We start from the raw sequence: 15,124 nt of genomic DNA, 5'->3' as shown, positions 1-15,124 counted from the left end.
GTGGGTGACCGCCGGGGCCCGGTGACGGGGGTGAACGGCTCAGGCGTGCCGGCGGATCTCCACCGTGCGGAACCGGTTGGCGACGAACGCGCCGTCGCAGTAGGCCGAGTTGGCGGCCGGGTTGGCCCCGGTGCCGTGCAGGTCGGAGAAGGCGGCGGTCTGGTTGGGGAAGACGCCGCCGGTCAGGTTGAGCGAGAGCGAGACGCCGGAGTCCAGCGCGGCCTCGACCAGCAGCGCCTCCACCTCGGGCGAGGTGGTGTAGCCGGAGGCCGTCATGGCGCCCTTCTCGCGGACCGTGGTGCGCAGCAACTCGACGGCGGCGGCGGTGGATTCGACGGCGACGGCGAAGGAGACCGGGCCGAAGCACTCGCTGCGGAAGACCGCGCGGTCGTCCGGCTTGTCGGCGTCCAGCTTGACCAGCGCGGGGGTGCGGACGGTCGCGCCGGGGAAGTCCGGGGAGGTCACCGCGCGCGGGGCGAGGGCGAGTTCGCCGTACTCGCCGCCGGCCGCGGCGGCCGAGCGCTGGAGCACCCCGGGGTTGACCACGGCGCCGAGGATCGCCGCGGCGCGGGCGTCGTCGGAGAGCAGGCCCTCGATGGCGCCGGCCAGGTCGGTGACCACCTGGTCGTAGGACTTGTCGCCCTGGTCGGTGGCGATGCCGCCGCGCGGGATCAGCACGTTCTGCGGGGTGGTGCACATCTGGCCGCTGTAGAGGGAGAGCGCGAAGGCCAGGTTGCCCAGCATGCCCTTGTAGTCGTCGGTGGAGTCGATGACGACGGCGTTCACGCCGGCCTTCTCGGTGTACACCTGCGCCTGCCTGGCGTGCTCCTCCAGCCAGTCGCCGAAGGCGGTGGAGCCGGTGTAGTCGATCAGCCTGACCTCGGGGCGGACCGCGAGGGCGGCGGCGACGGTGCCGCCCTCGTGCTCGGCGGCCAGGACGACCAGGTTCGGGTCGTAGCCGGCCTCGGCGAGCACCTCGCGGGCGACGGCGACGGTCAGCGCGAGCGGCAGGACGGCCCGCGGGTGCGGCTTGACCAGGACGGGGTTGCCGGTGGCCAGCGAGGCGAACAGGCCCGGGTAGCCGTTCCAGGTGGGGAAGGTGTTGCAGCCGATCAGCAGCGCGAGGCCGCGCGGGACGACGGTGAACTCCTTGGTCATCACCAGCGGGTCGCGCTTGCCCTGCGGCTTGGTCCAGCCGGCCTGCTTCGGCAGCCGGGTCTGCTCGGCGTACGCGTAGGCGACCGCCTCCAGGCCGCGGTCCTGGGCGTGCGGGCCGCCGGCCTGGAAGGCCATGCCGTAGGCCTGGCCGGTGGTGTGCATGACGGCCTGGGCGAACTCGTGGGAGCGGGCGTTGATCCGGTGCAGGATCTCCAGGCAGACGGCGGCGCGCTCCAGCGGGGTCGCGGCGGCCCAGCCGGGGCGGGCGGCGGTGAGCGCGGCGATCAGCGCGTCCGGGTCGGCGTGCGGGTAGGTGATGCCCAGCTCGACGCCGTACGGGGAGGCCTCGCCGCCGACCTGGTCGCCGTCGGTGGGGTGGCCTTCGAGGGTGAAGGGCCTGCCGAGCAGGGCGTCGAAGGCGGCCTTGCCGTCCGCCGGCCCGCTCTCGCCGTACGCCTTGGGGAACTCGGGGTAGGGCGACCAGTAGTCGCGCTCGGCGGCGGCGGCGAGCGCGGCGTCCAGGGTGGCCTGGTGGCGCTCGACCAGCTCGCTGACGAGGGGGTGGGTGACCGCTGCGGACATCTGTGCGCTCCTCGGAGGGCCTCGGAAAGCAGGACGGGACACGTCACAGAGTAACCGAACGATCGGTCGGGCCACGAGGGTGTGGTGGGGGGAATCCACCGGGAAACGCGCGGGGGCGCGTCCGTGGCGGACGCGCCCCCGGGGGCTCGGGTGGTCCGGGTCTACGGCACGCCCAGCTCGAAGATGACGTACCCGGCGTACCAGCCGGAGGCGACCGCGCCGGTGCCCAGGACGGTGGCCAGCACCGGCAGGCTCAGCTTGCGCATCCCCACCGCCAGCGCGATGAACAGCGGGAACGCGGGCAGCAGGTAGCGGGAGACGTTGCCGAAGATGCCCAGGCTGCCGAGCACCGAGACGATCGTGGCCAGCGTGTAGGCGGTCAGCACCAGCGGCGGGCGCAGCCGGACCAGCAGCACGATCAGCATCGGCAGGCTGAGCACGATCAGGGTGGCGAACAGGTCCGGTATCGGGAAGGCGAAGGGGTAGTCGCTGCGGCCCAGCAGCACGCCGCGGATCGCGTGCCAGGTGCCCTGGCCCCAGTCGAAGTAGTGCAGCCAGGCGTCGTGCTGCAGCCGGAAGTAGCCGCCCCACTCGCCGGTCCGCCAGCCCACCCAGCCCACGTAGCCGAGCAGGCCGAGCGGGGCCAGCAGCATCGCGGCCAGCGGGCGCAGGACGCCGCTCTCGCGGCGGTACAGCTCGACCAGCGCGGCCAGGCCGACCGCGCCGATCAGCGCCGCGGAGGTCGGCCGGTTGAGCCCGGCGACCAGGGTGATCACCCCGGCCGCGACCCACTGCTTGGCCATCACGCAGTAGCAGGCCCAGGCGGCCAGCGCGACGAAGAGGGAGTCCGAGTAGACCGCCCACTCGGCGCCGGAACCCGGGGCGATCGCCCAGATGCCGGCCGCGATCACACCGGAGCGGGCGTCGCCGGTCAGCTTCTCCACCACGGCGTAGATGCCGGCCGCGGCGAACAGCGAGGCCACCACCGAGACCAGCATCCCGGCGCCGTACAGGCCGAGGCCGGTGACGTCCGAGGTCATCCGCATCAGGCCGGGGTAGAGCGGGAAGAACGCGGCCGAGTTCTGCTCGACGCTGAAGCCGACCGGGCCGTTCGGTATCGGGACGAGCGCCGGGTGGTAGCCGAACCGAGCCACCTGCTGGTACCACCAGCCGTCCCAGGTGGCCACCACGTCCCAGGGGTTGGCGCCGCCGCCGAACCGGGCCGGCTTCTTGGCGTACTCCCCGGAGAAGGAGAGCAGCTTCATGAAGACGGTGAAGCCGATCAGCTTCAGCACCGCGTAGCACCACACCGCCGGTCCGAAGCGGACCACCAGGGCCCGGCCGCGCTCCTGCCAGGTGCGCGCGGGTCCCTCCGGCTCCTCGCTGCGCTTCTCTGGCACGTCGGAGGCGACTGCCGGTATTGCGTTCATGTCCCCAGCCTTGGACGTGGACGGATCGTCCGCAGAGTCTAGGGCCTGACCCCGTCGGCGTCCCTTGGTTGGTGTGGACCAGTCGGACCCGCTCGCGTGACGGGGGTGACGGCCGGGGATACTCGGAGGATGGCCGATCACACCACGCGCACCGCCTACACCGTGGAGTCACTGCTCGCGGTGACCGTCGACGTGTTCAACGAGCGCGGCTACGACGGCACCTCGATGGAGGACCTGTCCCGGGCGGCCGGGATCTCCAAGTCCTCCATCTACCACCACGTGCGCGGCAAGGAGGAGCTGCTGCGGCTGGCGGTCGGCCGGGCGCTGGACGGGCTGTTCGCGATCCTCGCCGAGCCCGAGGCGGTCGCGGGCCCGGCGGTGGAGCGGCTGGAGCACGTGGTGCGCCGCACCGCCGAGGTGCTGCTGGACGAGCTGCCGTACGTGACGCTGCTGCTGCGGGTGCGCGGCAACACGGCCACCGAGCAGTGGGCGCTGGAGCGCCGGCGGGACTTCGACCACCAGGTCGCCGAGCTGCTGCGGGCGGCGGTCGCGGACGGCGCGCTGCGCGCGGACGTGGAGCCGCGGCTGGCCACCCGGCTGCTGTTCGGGATGATCAACTCGATCGTGGAGTGGTACCGGCCGGGGCTCAAGGCCGCCGACGGGGTCGCGGACGCGGTGGTCCACCTGGCCTTCGACGGGCTGCGGGCGCGCTGACCGGTCCTTCCCCCGGGCCCGGGCTCCGCCCTCGAGGCGGAGCCCTCCTCAGAGCGGCGGCACCTGGTCGGTCTCCTCGAAGACCAGCATGGTGCGGGTGCCGAGCACCTGCGGGATGGACTGGATGCTGCCCAGCACCAGCTCCCGCAGGGCCTTGTTGTCGGCGGTGTGCACCAGCAGCAGGACGTCGAAGTCCCCGCCGACCAGCGCGATGTGTGCCACCCCGGGCAGCTCCAGCAGCTGCTCGCGCACCGTCCGCCAGGAGTTCTGGACGATTTTCAGGGTGACGTACGCCGACGCGGCCTGACCGGCCCGTTCGTGGTCCACCCTGGCGGTGAAGCCGCGGATGATGCCGTCCTCGACCATCCTGGAGATCCGGGCGTACGCGTTGGCCCGGGACACGTGCACCCGCTCGGCCACCGAGCGGATGGAGGCGCGACCGTCCTGCTGCAGCAGCCGCAGGATCGACCGGTCGACCCGGTCGAGTCTGGACATCTGTTCAGCCGACATGACCCCCCACCCCCACCGATTGGACGCACTGCCACCAGTCGACCGCCGTACAGGCCGAATGTCCACCACCTTGTCACGCTTCTGGTCAAGATGAACAGACGACCGAACAATCGGTAGGGAGCCCCCGCAACCCCTGGAGGTGCCCCGAGATGACCGTTCTCGACCACAGACACCACGCGGGTGTACCCGGTTGGCTGCCCGGGGCCACCGCCCCGCGCACCGATCCGGCACCCCTCCTCCCGGACCCCTCCCCCGTCCGGGCGATCGGCACCCCCGCGCTGGAGAAGTACGACCCCGCCCTGCTGCGCGAGCTGTACCGCCGCCTGGTCGTCGGCCGCCGGTACAACCAGCAGGCCACCACCCTGACCAAGCAGGGCCGGCTCGCCGTCTACCCGGCGTCCACCGGCCAGGAGGCCTGCCAGGTCGCCGCCGCGCTGGTGCTCGGCGAGCACGACTGGCTCTTCCCCAGCTACCGCGACACCCTCGCCGTGGTCTCCCGGGGCGTCGACCCGCTGGAGGCGCTGACCCTGCTGCGCGGCAGCGCCCACACCGGCTACGACCCGCGGGCCAGCCGCACCGCCCCGCTCTGCACCCCGCTCGCCACCCAGGCCCCGCACGCCGTCGGGCTGGCGCACGCCGCCCGGCTGCGCGGCGAGCCGGTGGTCGCGCTGGCGATGCTCGGCGACGGCGGCACCAGCGAGGGCGACTTCCACGAGGCGCTGAACTTCGCGGCCGTGCTGGACGCCCCGGTGGTCTTCCTGGTGCAGAACAACGGCTACGCGATCTCCGTGCCGCTCAGTGCGCAGTCCGCCGCGCCGAGCCTGGCCCACAAGGCCGTCGGCTACGGGATGCCGGGCCGGCTGGTGGACGGCAACGACGCGCCCGCCGTGCACTCGGTGCTGACCGAGGCGGTCGAGCGGGCCCGGGCCGGCGGCGGCCCGACCCTGGTCGAGGCGCTGACCTACCGGATCGACGCCCACACCAACGCCGACGACGCCACCCGCTACCGCACCGAGCCCGAGGTGGCCGCCTGGCGCGAGCACGACCCGATCCTGCTGATGGAGCGGGCGCTGCGCGGACTCGGCGTGCTGGACGACCGCCTGGTGCGGGAGGCGGCCGACGAGGCGGAGGCGCTGGCGGCCCGGATGCGGGCGGAGTTCCACACCGACCCGGAGCTGGACCCGATGTCGCTGTTCGCCCATGTCTACGCCGAGCCGACCCCGCAACTGCGCGAGCAGGCCGCCCAGTTGGCCGCCGAGCTGGCCGCCGAGGCGGAGGTGGCGGACCGATGAGCACGGCCCACCCGTCGCCCACCCCCACCCTTGGCGGAGCCTCTGCGCGGCGCCCCTCTGATGTCCGCACCGCCTCGATGGCGCAGGCGCTCAACTCCGCGCTGCGGGACGCCATGCGCGAGGACCCGGCGGTGCACGTGCTCGGCGAGGACGTCGGCGCGCTCGGCGGGGTCTTCCGGATCACCGACGGGCTCACCGCCGAGTTCGGACCGGAGCGCTGCCTGGACACCCCGCTGGCCGAGGCCGGCATCCTCGGCACCGCGATCGGCATGGCGATGTACGGGCTGCGCCCGGTCGTCGAGATGCAGTTCGACGCCTTCGCCTACCCGGCGCTGGAGCAGCTGTTCTCGCACGTCGCCAAGATGCGCAACCGCACGGCGGGCCGGCTCCCGCTGCCGATCACCGTCCGCATCCCGTACGGCGGGGGCATCGGCGGCGTCGAGCACCACAGCGACGCCTCCGAGGCCTACTACACCAGCACCCCCGGCCTGCACGTGGTCACCCCGGGGACGGTGGCCGACGCGTACGGGCTGCTGCGCGCCTCGATCGCCTCCGACGACCCGGTGGTGTTCCTGGAGCCCAAGCGGCTCTACTGGGGCAAGGCCGAGTTCGACCCGGACGCGCCCGTCGAGCCGATCGGCCGGGCGGTGCTGCGGCGCACCGGCACCTCCGCCGTGCTGATCACCTACGGCCCCTCGCTGCCGGTCTGCCTGGCGGCGGCGGAGGCGGCGCAGGCCGAGGGCCGGGACCTCGCGGTGCTGGACCTGCGCACCCTGGTGCCGTTCGACGACGAGACGGTCTGCCGGGTGGTGCGCTCGCTCGGCCGGGCCGTGGTGGTGCACGAGGCGAGCGGCTTCGGCGGCACCGGCGCGGAGATCGCCGCCCGGGTCACCGAGCGCTGCTTCCACCACCTGGCCGCGCCCGTGCTGCGGGTCACCGGCTTCGACGTCCCGTACCCGCCGCCGATGCTGGAGCACCACCACCTGCCCGGGGTGGACCGGATCCTGGACGCGGTCGCCCGGCTGCAGTGGGAGGACCGAGGATGATGCCCGTCGTACGGGAGTTCCGGCTGCCCGACCTCGGTGAGGGGCTCACCGGGGCCGAGGTGGTGCGCTGGATGGTCGAGGTCGGCGAGGTGATCGCGGTCGACCAGCCGGTGGTGGAGGTGGAGACCGCCAAGGCCGTGGTGGAGGTGCCCTGCCCGTACGGCGGGGTGGTCACCGCGCGGTACGGCGAGGTGGGCGAGGAGATCGCCGTGGGCGCGCCGCTGGTGACGGTCGCGGTGGCGCCGGCGGCGGGGAGCGGGCCGGAGGATGCGGCGGGGCCGGGCTCTGCCGCTGCGCCTGCCGCTGCCTCCGGGGCTGCCGAGGTGGAGCGGCCGTTGGTCGGGTTCGGGGTCGCCGAGCCGGGCCGGGGCGGGCGGCGGCGCCGGGTCGGGGCACCGGCCTCGGCCTCGGCCGTGGTCGCCGCCGGTACCGTGGCCGTGCGGGCTCCGGTCGTCCCGGCCGGGCCGGCGGTGGTGCCGGTGATCTCGCCGCTGGTGCGGCGGCTGGCCCGGGAGCAGGGGGTCGACCTGGCCGCGCTCACCGGGAGCGGGCCTGACGGACTGATCATGCGCGCGGACGTCGAACGGGCGGTCGCGGCCACGGTGGCCGCTCCGGCGCCCGCCGGGCCCGCCGGGCAGGACGGCGTGGTCCCGCTGCGCGGGCTGCGCAAGGCGGTGGCCGAGAAGCTGAGCCGCAGCCACCGGGAGATCCCGGCGGCGACCTGCTGGGTGGACGCCGACGCCACCGAACTCATGGCGCTGCGGCGGCAGTTGAACGCCACGCCGGGGCCGAAGGTGAGCGTGCTGGCGCTGCTGGCGCGGATCTGCACCGTCGCCCTGGCGCGCTTCCCGGAGCTGAACTCCTCGGTGACCGGGGACGGTTCGGGCATCGTCCGGCACTCGGCGGTGCACCTGGGCTTCGCCGCGCAGGGCGAGCGCGGACTGGTCGTCCCGGTGGTGCGGGACGCGCAGAACCGCAGCACCGGGCAACTCGGCGAGGAGCTGGGCCGGTTGACTGAGGCGGCGCGCAGCGGCGCGCTCACCCCGGCCGAACTGACCGGCGGCACCTTCACGTTGAACAACTACGGGGTGTTCGGCGTGGACGGATCGACCCCGATCCTCAACCACCCGGAGGCGGCGATGCTCGGGGTCGGTCGGATCGTCGCCAAACCCTGGGTCCACCAGGGGGAGTTGGCGGTCCGCGAGGTGACCCAGCTGTCGTTCACCTTCGACCACCGGGTCTGCGACGGCGGGACGGCGGGCGGTTTCCTGCGGTTCGTCGCGGACTGTGTGGAGCAGCCGGGGATGCTGCTGCGGCAGCTCTGAGGACCGCCGTCGAGCCCCGCTCTCCGGTTGCCCTGGGTGTGCGGACGGACACCCGGGGCGACCGGGGGCGGGGAGAGTAGCGCGTTCCGGGCCCGGATGTCCGGGCTTCGCGTGATTCGCCGGTCGGTCGGTCGGGCCGTGCCACGCTGCCTTGGCGCCAGTAGCGACAAGCCAGGTGGTGGCGCAGGCCGGCCGGAGGGCGAAACGATTCTCTTGGGTACTCGAAACGTAGCGGTGAAGTCCCGCGGAACAGTCCTGGTCCGTACCGGGCACGGCTCGGCGGGGGTCTCGTCCGTCCCGGGCCTGCGACAGTCCGCGCCCGACGGGGGCCCGTCGCGGGAGGCGGTCGCCCGGCCGCCGGTGCCCCTGGACCCGTCGGTGCCCCTGGCCCCGCCTGCGCCCCTGGCCCCGCCGATGCCCGTGGCCCCGCCGGACCTTCCGCCGCTGGTGGCGGCGGAGGCACCGACGGAGGTGCTGCCGCCGGTGTCACTGCTGGAGCCCGTCCGGCCGCCGCAACCGCCGTTCGTCCCGGCTCCGGCCCACGTCCACGTCCACGCCCCGGCTCCCGCCCCCGCCGCCGACTTCCGCCCGCTGTTCGCCGACGCTCCCGGCCTCAACCGGGTCGGCCCGGGCGACCGGTGGAGCGACGCCTGGGGCGTACGGACCCCCGCCGGGCAGCCCGCCGCCGCGCTCCCCGCCGCCGGGCAGGACCAGGCCACCGCCCGGTGGCCGCTCACCGCCCGGGAGGTCGGGCTGGTCCGGGCCGGCCTCGCCGCCGTCGAGCCGGTCGCCGACCGGGCCACCGCGCACTTCTTCGCGCTGCTCTTCCTGCGCCATCCCGAGCTCCGCTCGTCCTTCCCCGCCGCCATGGACGTCCACCGCGAGCGGCTGTTCCGCACCCTGCTGGCCGTGGTCCGCGAGCTCGACCGGCCGGCGGCCCTGCGCGCCACGCTGGCCGGGCTAGGCCGGTCCCACCGCCGGTACGGGGCGCTGGCCGGGCACTACGCCGTGGTGGAGGAGTGCCTGGTGGGAACGCTGGCCCGGTACGCGGGCGACCGCTGGGACGCCGAGGCCGAGTCGGCCTGGCGCCGCGCCTACCAGATGATCTCCTCGGCCATGATCGAGGCCGCCGAGGAGGACGCCCGCACCTCGCCGGCCTGGTGGCAGGGCGAGATCGTCCGGCACGAGCGCCGGACCCGGGACGTCGCGGTGGTCACCGTCCGGCCGGACCAGGCCTACCCGTTCCGGGCCGGGCAGTACACCGCGCTGGAGACGCCCTGGTGGCCGCGGGTCTGGCGGCACTACTCCTTCGCCGGCGCGCCCCGCCCGGACGGGCTGCTGACCTTCCACGTCAAGGCCGTCCAGGCGGGCTGGGTGAGCAACGCGCTGGTCCACCGGGCCGCGCCCGGGGACGTGCTGCGGCTCGGCCCGGCGGCCGGCGCGATGACCGTGGACCACGCGGCCGGCCGGGACCTGCTCTGCCTCGGCGGCGGCACCGGGATCGCGCCGGTCCGCGCCCTGGTCGAGGAGGCCGCCGAGCACGGTGCGTCCGGCCGCCGGGTCGAGGTGTTCTACGGGGCCCGCCGGGCCGAGGAGCTGTACGCGCTGGAAGAGCTGCGCGAACTGGCCGCTCACCACCCCTGGTTGACGGTCCGTCCGGTGCTCTCCGGCGGCGGCCACGCCGGGGGCCCGCTGGGCGGCGGACTGCTGGGCGGCGGACTGCTGACCGGCGAACTGCCCGATGCGGTGGGCCGGTTCGGCCCGTGGACCGGTCGCGAGGCGGTGCTCAGCGGGCCGCCGGCGATGGTGCGCCGGGGCGTCGGGGTGCTGCTGCGGGCCGGGGTCCCGGCCGAGCTGATCCGGCACGACCCGGTCGGCGACCCGGCCGCCGTGTGATCACCCGAGGTCGGGGGCGAGGAGCGCGCGGATGCCCTCGATGTTGGCCGCCAGGTACGCCCGCAGCCGGGGCGGGACCACGTTGACCGAGGTGACGCCCTCGCGGGTGAACGGCAGCCGGACCACCTCGTACTCGCCGTTGGGGTCGGTCACCTCGGGCCCGTGCCGTCGGTCGAGGTCCATCGAGGCGAGCCGGCAGACGAAGAAGTGCTGCACCTTGACCCCGTGCGGGTGCAGCGGGGTGCCGTCGTCATGGTGGGTGTGGCTGATGGTGTCGACGAAGGCGGGCACCACGTCCACGACCTTGCCGCCGAGCTCCTCGTCCACCTCGCGGTGCAGCGCCTCGACCACCGTCCGGTCCTCCCGCTCGACCCCGCCGCCGGGCGTGATCCAGTACGGGTGCGGCGAGTCCGGCCGGACCCGCCGGATCAGCACGATCGAGGCCGGGCCGTACGGATCGTCCGGGTCCAGCTCCAGCAGGATCGCCCGCGCGGTGCGCTTCACGACCGGGCGCGGTGGCGCGGTGCGGTTCTCGGGGCCCATGGCCACCTCCGGGACTGGCGCGTTGTGCGGAAGTCTCCCGCGCCGGGGGAGGAACGAAACCCGGGGAACGGGTCGAAACACACCGGGAACGGGTCGAAACGCCGACCCGGTCGGGTGCATCCGTTCGGGGTCCCGCTGTGCTGCAATGAGCAGCTATCGGGCAAATCGGAGGTTTCGTTCCGCATGCCCGTTCTGGGCACGGACCTGTACGAGGGACTCGGGCTGGGGGTTGGGTGTCATGGATCGGATCGCACAGCCGTTCGAGAAGACGCAACCGTTCGAGACAGCACGACCGTTCGGGGAGCACCCGTTCGGAGAGCAACCGTTCGAGGCGGCACGACCGCTCGGGACCGCGCGGGAGGCCGGGCCCGCCGCGCCGCGGCCGCCCGAGGCGGACCGCGGGCCCACCCTGATCGGCTCCGTCCAGCGGGCGCTGCGGCTGCTGGAGGCCGTCGGGGGCTTCCGGCGCGGCGCGACCGCCAAGCAGCTGGCCCGGGCCGCCGAACTGCCCCTCGGCACGGCCTACCACCTGCTGCGGACCCTGGCCCACGAGGGCTACCTGCGGCGCTCCGAGGGGCGCTTCTTCCACGGGGAGGCGCTCGACGGCATAGCCCGCTCCCGCGGCCGGTGCGGCGACCCCGACCTGCGGACGCGGATGCGGTCCTTACGGGACGAGCTCGGCGCCGCGGTCTACTTCGCGCTGTACCGGGACGGCGAGGTCCACGTGGTGGACGTGGCCGAGGACCCGAACCGCCCGGCCGTCGAGCCCTGGGCGGACTTCCGGGCCACCGCCCACGCGCACGCCATCGGCCAGTGCCTGCTCGGCCAGCTGCCCGAGGAGGAGCGCCGCGACCACCTCGCCCGCCACCCGCCGGCCGGGCTCACCCCGTCGACCCTCACCGGCGAGACCGCGGTGCTGCGTCGGCTCGCCTCGCTGCGGCCGACCATGCCGGTGCTGGAGCGTCAGGAGTACGCGCTCGGCACGGTCTGCGCGGCCGTCCCGATCACCATCGGCCCGGTGGTCGCCACGATGGCCCTGTCGCTCCCGGTCGAGCGGGCCGACCGGCTGGTCTCCGTCGCGTGCCAACTGCGGCGCGGGGTCGGGGCGATGAGTCCGTCGTTCATCTTCTGACACCACTTGGTCTGGACCTGCTCCGGCTCGTTCACCATTTGAAAAAGCACGCCTTGTCCACTACATCCCCAAACATGGACGATGATGATCGAACGTGGATTGGTTGCATAAACCGTCACAAAAACCGTCGAAAACATGTCCGCCGCCATCGGACCAAGCGAACCGACGGCGCGGGCAGAACGAGAGGTACTGGCGCCATGCAGCACAGCACAGTCCAGGGTCACCTGGTGATGAACCTCGTGGTCTCGCACGAGCTCTCCTTCCGCCTCCCGGTGGACCTGGCGTACGAGGCCGACGACCCGTACGCCGTCCGGCTCACCTTCCACCTGCCCGGCGACGCCCCGGTCACCTGGTACTTCGCGCGGGAGCTGCTGCTCGACGGGATCAGCGGACCGGCGGGCGAGGGCGACGTGCACATCCGCCCGGTCGGCGACGAGCTCTCGGAGGTCCGCATCGTGCTGCACTCCCCCGACGGGGACGCCCTGCTGTGCGCCTCGTCCGCGCCGCTGATCGCCTTCCTGGCGCGGACCGACCGGCTGGTGCCGATGGGGCAGGAGTTCTCCGGGCGGGACATCGACGCCCAGCTCGCGGACCTGCTCAAGGGGCGTGAGAACGCGGGGTGATCGCCCCGGCCGCGGTCGCACAGGAACGGCGAAGGGGCCCGTACCCGGTGGCAACACCCGGGTGCGGGCCCCTTTCGGCCGTCCGCACGGCACCGGTCAGTCGTCGTCCAGGGCCAGGTGCAGGCCCCACGCGACCAGGCTGATGATCAGTGAACCGACCAGCGCCGAGCCGAAGTTGGTCACGTGGAAGTCCAGGCTCAGCTTCCCGGAGGCCCAGGAGGTGAGCAGGAGCATCAGGGCGTTGATCACGAAGGTGATCAGTCCCAGCGTGAGGATGAACAGCGGGAACGAGAACAGCTTGACCACCGGCTTGATCAGCCAGTTCACCACGCCGAACACGACGGCGACGCCGAGCACCGTCAGAGCCTTGTGCTGCCAGTCGGCCTTGCCCTGGGCGAGTTGGATGCCGCTGACGATCCAGGCGGCGACCCAGATGGCCGCCGCGTTGATCAGTGTCTTGATGAGGAAACCCTTCATGCCGCCCAAGCCTGACAGGAACCACCCTCCCGGCGGAACCACCACACGGCGGGGTCGTGCTGAATGCCCCTGGTCCGGGAGGTGGACGGACGGGCCCGGGGACGAGGGCGGACGGCGGCACACTGGCCGGAGGACCGGCCGCCCCGGCGGTTAGGGTCGCGTCATGAGCACCAAGACGCTGACCGAAGAACTCTGGGCGGCCATCGAGCCGGTGTACGCCGAGATCCTCGCCCACCCCTTCCTGGCCGGGCTCACCGACGGCACCCTGCCGCGCGAGGCCTTCCGCCACTTCGTCGTCCAGGACTCGCACTACCTGCGCGACTACGCCCGCGCGCTCGCCGTCTGCGCCGCCAAGGCGTCCGGCGAGGAGGACGTCCGGGCCTTCGCCGACGACGCGGTCGGCGCGCTGGCCGCCGAGCAGGGCATGCACGCCGAGTTCCTGACCGCCTTCGGCGGCAGCGCCGAGGAGGCCGCCGCCGAGCCGGTGCTGCCCACCACCCGGGCCTACACCAGCTACCTGCTGGCCACCGTCTACGGCGGCTCCTTCGCCGAGGCGCTCGGCGCGGTGCTGCCCTGCTACTGGATCTACGCCCGGGTCGGCGAGGCGCTGCTCGCCCAGGGCTCGCCCGACCCGCTGTACGCCAAGTGGATCTCCACCTACGGCGACGAGGCCTTCCAGTCGGTGGTCCGCCGGGTGCTGGCGCTCACCGACCGGCTGGGCGAGGAGCTGTCCGCGGCCGAACGCCGGAAGGTGGTCGGGCACTTCGTGACCACCTCGCGCTACGAGTGGATGTTCTGGGACGCCGCCTGGCGCGGCGAGCGCTGGCCGGTCTGAGTCGTCCGGGAACGTCCGCCCGCCGTCCGGGACGCCCCGGGCGACGGGCGGACGGTGCCTGGTCAGCCGGTGACGTAGTAGCCGTTCACGTCGGCGACGAGGTCCAGGTCGGCCCCGTGGTTGTAGACGGCGTAGGTGCCCGTGCTTTCGAGCACCTCGGCGGTCGCCGAGTTGGAGGTGGTCTGCCCCCGCACCACGTTGACGGTGGAGGTGCCCGTCTGCAGGTTCGGTTCGCGGGTCACCGCGAGGTAGCCGTCGGCGAGGACGTTGGTGGCCGTGATGTTGGCTTCGACGGCGAAGGCGTTCGGCACGGAGCCGTCGGTGGGGACGGCCTGGATCATCCGGGTGCCCGACCCCGGCACCGGTCCGCCGCCGAGCCGGGAGTCGAGGCTCCGCACCGGTGTCCTGAGCGCGCTGTACCGGCCCTTGCCGGACGGTCCGTAGTAGCCGACGATGTCGACCACGACGTGCACCGGGCCGACGTGGTTGTAGAGGTTGATCCTGCCGTCCTGGCCGACCGGCACCACGACGCGGTTCGCGACCGTCGAGCCCGCCGGGAAGTTGACGTTCGAGCCGGCGTCGGGCCGGGGTTCCCCGGCCGGGTACGCGGTCAGGAAGCCGTCCCGGTAGCCGTCGACCGCGGTGACGTTGAGGACCACCGCGGTGGCGTCCGTGGTCCCCAGCTCGGTGCGGGCGACGTGGTAGCTGCGCACCGAGTCGGTGTCGATCCGGCCGGTGGTGTCGCGGCGGCTGTCGGCGATCCGGCTCGGGTACAGCGGGCGGAACGTGTCGGTCGCCGCGGTCCGGAAGTAGCCGACCACGTCGAGGACGACGTCGGTGGTGCCCGCGTTGTTGTAGAGGGTGAGCCACGGGACGTCGTGGCTGACCGGGCCGGTCGCGACCGTGACCAGGTTCGAGACGGTCTGGCCGGGCCTGAAGTTGATGCTGGAGGTGGCGGGCTTGGTGCCCGGCGCGCCGGGGGCGGAGCCGAGCGTGACGAAGCCGTCGGCGGTCGGGTCGGTCACGGTCACGTTGACCACCACGGCCGTGGCATCGGTCGGGACGACGCCGAAGCACTCCTGCCGCGGGGGGTTGAGGCAGCCCGTGGCGATCGGGGTCGAGAAGTACTCGCCGGCCCGCAGCGGCCGCGCTGTGCGGGTCTCCGGGACCTTGCTGTCGTCGCGGGTGTCCAGGACCCGGATCGGGGACATCCCGACGTACCCGGCCGGTGCGGTGACGTCGGGTGCGGCCGTGGCGGCGGCCGGGGCGGCGACAGGTGCCGCGGCGGGTGCCGCGGCGGGTGCGGCGGTCGCCGGGACGGCGGCGAGGGCCGGGGCGGTGAGGACGAGCGCCGCCAGGGCGGCGAGGGACATGGCTGTTCTGGCCCGCATGATCGGATCCCCCCGGGGGTCGACGGTGCTGGACGGGCTTGCTTCCAGTACTGGTTGGACGCATCGGGCCGCCCGGGGTTGTGCCCCCCTCCGGAGGAATTCCCGGCGGGGGCCCGGACGCCGCTCGTCCCGGGCCCCGCCCGGCCCGCCGACCCGGGTGCTCCGGGGCC

The 15,124-nt window shown here is 73.7% G+C and carries 14 protein-coding genes; 8 read left to right on the top strand and 6 right to left on the bottom strand.

From position 1 onward, the window contains the following. Positions 1 to 39 precede the first annotated feature (39 nt). Together paaN and ACFU7Z_RS21840 are read right to left on the bottom strand one after the other, a co-directional pair. Complete coding sequence (gene paaN / locus ACFU7Z_RS21845; protein WP_380779022.1) at positions 40 to 1,740, bottom strand: phenylacetic acid degradation protein PaaN; 1,701 nt, start codon at positions 1,738 to 1,740, stop codon at positions 40 to 42. A gap of 161 nt (positions 1,741 to 1,901) precedes the next feature. Then, complete coding sequence (locus tag ACFU7Z_RS21840) at positions 1,902 to 3,170, bottom strand: hypothetical protein (protein ID WP_380740694.1); 1,269 nt, start codon at positions 3,168 to 3,170, stop codon at positions 1,902 to 1,904. A gap of 129 nt (positions 3,171 to 3,299) precedes the next feature. Here ACFU7Z_RS21840 and ACFU7Z_RS21835 point away from each other — a divergent pair, with 129 nt between their 5' ends. Next, positions 3,300 to 3,884: a TetR/AcrR family transcriptional regulator gene (locus ACFU7Z_RS21835; RefSeq protein WP_049652808.1), complete on the top strand. Its 585-nt coding sequence runs from the start codon at positions 3,300 to 3,302 to the stop codon at positions 3,882 to 3,884. A gap of 48 nt (positions 3,885 to 3,932) precedes the next feature. On the opposite strand, the gene ACFU7Z_RS21830 is transcribed toward ACFU7Z_RS21835, so the two are convergent. Then, positions 3,933 to 4,394 (bottom strand): Lrp/AsnC family transcriptional regulator, encoded by a 462-nt coding sequence (locus ACFU7Z_RS21830; RefSeq protein WP_049652805.1) that lies wholly within the window; start codon positions 4,392 to 4,394, stop codon positions 3,933 to 3,935. A gap of 149 nt (positions 4,395 to 4,543) precedes the next feature. On the opposite strand from ACFU7Z_RS21830, the gene pdhA reads away from it, so the two are divergent. The 4 genes from pdhA (at position 4,544) to ACFU7Z_RS21810 (ending at position 9,953) form a co-directional block, all read left to right on the top strand. Next, positions 4,544 to 5,686, top strand: coding sequence for a pyruvate dehydrogenase (acetyl-transferring) E1 component subunit alpha (gene pdhA / locus ACFU7Z_RS21825; protein WP_049652804.1), 1,143 nt, complete (start codon positions 4,544 to 4,546; stop codon positions 5,684 to 5,686). A 77-nt stretch (positions 5,687 to 5,763) separates the two neighbouring features. Next, positions 5,764 to 6,732 (top strand): alpha-ketoacid dehydrogenase subunit beta, encoded by a 969-nt coding sequence (locus tag ACFU7Z_RS21820; RefSeq protein ID WP_259316901.1) that lies wholly within the window; start codon positions 5,764 to 5,766, stop codon positions 6,730 to 6,732. Next, positions 6,732 to 8,057 carry a dihydrolipoamide acetyltransferase family protein gene (locus tag ACFU7Z_RS21815; RefSeq protein ID WP_380779024.1) on the top strand — a complete coding sequence of 442 codons (1,326 nt, stop codon included), beginning with the start codon at positions 6,732 to 6,734 and terminating at the stop codon, positions 8,055 to 8,057. Before ACFU7Z_RS21820 ends, ACFU7Z_RS21815 begins: the two co-directional genes overlap by 1 nt. A gap of 414 nt (positions 8,058 to 8,471) precedes the next feature. Beyond that, the gene (locus ACFU7Z_RS21810; RefSeq protein WP_380779020.1) at positions 8,472 to 9,953 is read left to right on the top strand and encodes a globin domain-containing protein; all 1,482 of its coding nucleotides are present in this window, start codon (positions 8,472 to 8,474) and stop codon (positions 9,951 to 9,953) included. On the opposite strand, the gene ACFU7Z_RS21805 is transcribed toward ACFU7Z_RS21810, so the two are convergent. Continuing rightward, on the bottom strand, positions 9,954 to 10,496 hold the full coding sequence (locus tag ACFU7Z_RS21805; protein ID WP_049653246.1) for an NUDIX domain-containing protein: 543 nt from the start codon (positions 10,494 to 10,496) through the stop codon (positions 9,954 to 9,956). It lies immediately after the preceding gene. A gap of 238 nt (positions 10,497 to 10,734) precedes the next feature. Between ACFU7Z_RS21805 and ACFU7Z_RS21800 the strand changes: the two genes are divergently transcribed. Beyond that, positions 10,735 to 11,628 (top strand): IclR family transcriptional regulator, encoded by an 894-nt coding sequence (locus tag ACFU7Z_RS21800; protein WP_079272009.1) that lies wholly within the window; start codon positions 10,735 to 10,737, stop codon positions 11,626 to 11,628. 197 nt (positions 11,629 to 11,825) lie between these two features. After that, positions 11,826 to 12,251: an SsgA family sporulation/cell division regulator gene (locus ACFU7Z_RS21795; protein WP_049653243.1), complete on the top strand. Its 426-nt coding sequence runs from the start codon at positions 11,826 to 11,828 to the stop codon at positions 12,249 to 12,251. Between the two features lie 96 nt (positions 12,252 to 12,347). On the opposite strand, the gene ACFU7Z_RS21790 is transcribed toward ACFU7Z_RS21795, so the two are convergent. Next, on the bottom strand, positions 12,348 to 12,728 hold the full coding sequence (locus tag ACFU7Z_RS21790) for a phage holin family protein (RefSeq protein ID WP_049653241.1): 381 nt from the start codon (positions 12,726 to 12,728) through the stop codon (positions 12,348 to 12,350). Between the two features lie 163 nt (positions 12,729 to 12,891). Here ACFU7Z_RS21790 and tenA point away from each other — a divergent pair, with 163 nt between their 5' ends. After that, entirely contained in the window at positions 12,892 to 13,563 is a 672-nt protein-coding gene (tenA, locus tag ACFU7Z_RS21785; protein WP_380779017.1) for a thiaminase II, read from the top strand. 62 nt (positions 13,564 to 13,625) lie between these two features. Here tenA and ACFU7Z_RS21780 read toward each other — a convergent pair whose 3' ends face one another. Further along, the gene (locus tag ACFU7Z_RS21780) at positions 13,626 to 14,954 is read right to left on the bottom strand and encodes a hypothetical protein (RefSeq protein WP_380779015.1); all 1,329 of its coding nucleotides are present in this window, start codon (positions 14,952 to 14,954) and stop codon (positions 13,626 to 13,628) included. Positions 14,955 to 15,124: the final 170 nt, after the last annotated feature.

The organism is Kitasatospora sp. NPDC057518 (genome assembly GCF_042802075.1).
Classification (GTDB): Bacteria; Actinomycetota; Actinomycetes; order Streptomycetales; family Streptomycetaceae; genus Kitasatospora.
Note: the sequence above shows the minus strand (reverse complement) of the source record. Positions and strands in the feature narration are given on the sequence as shown.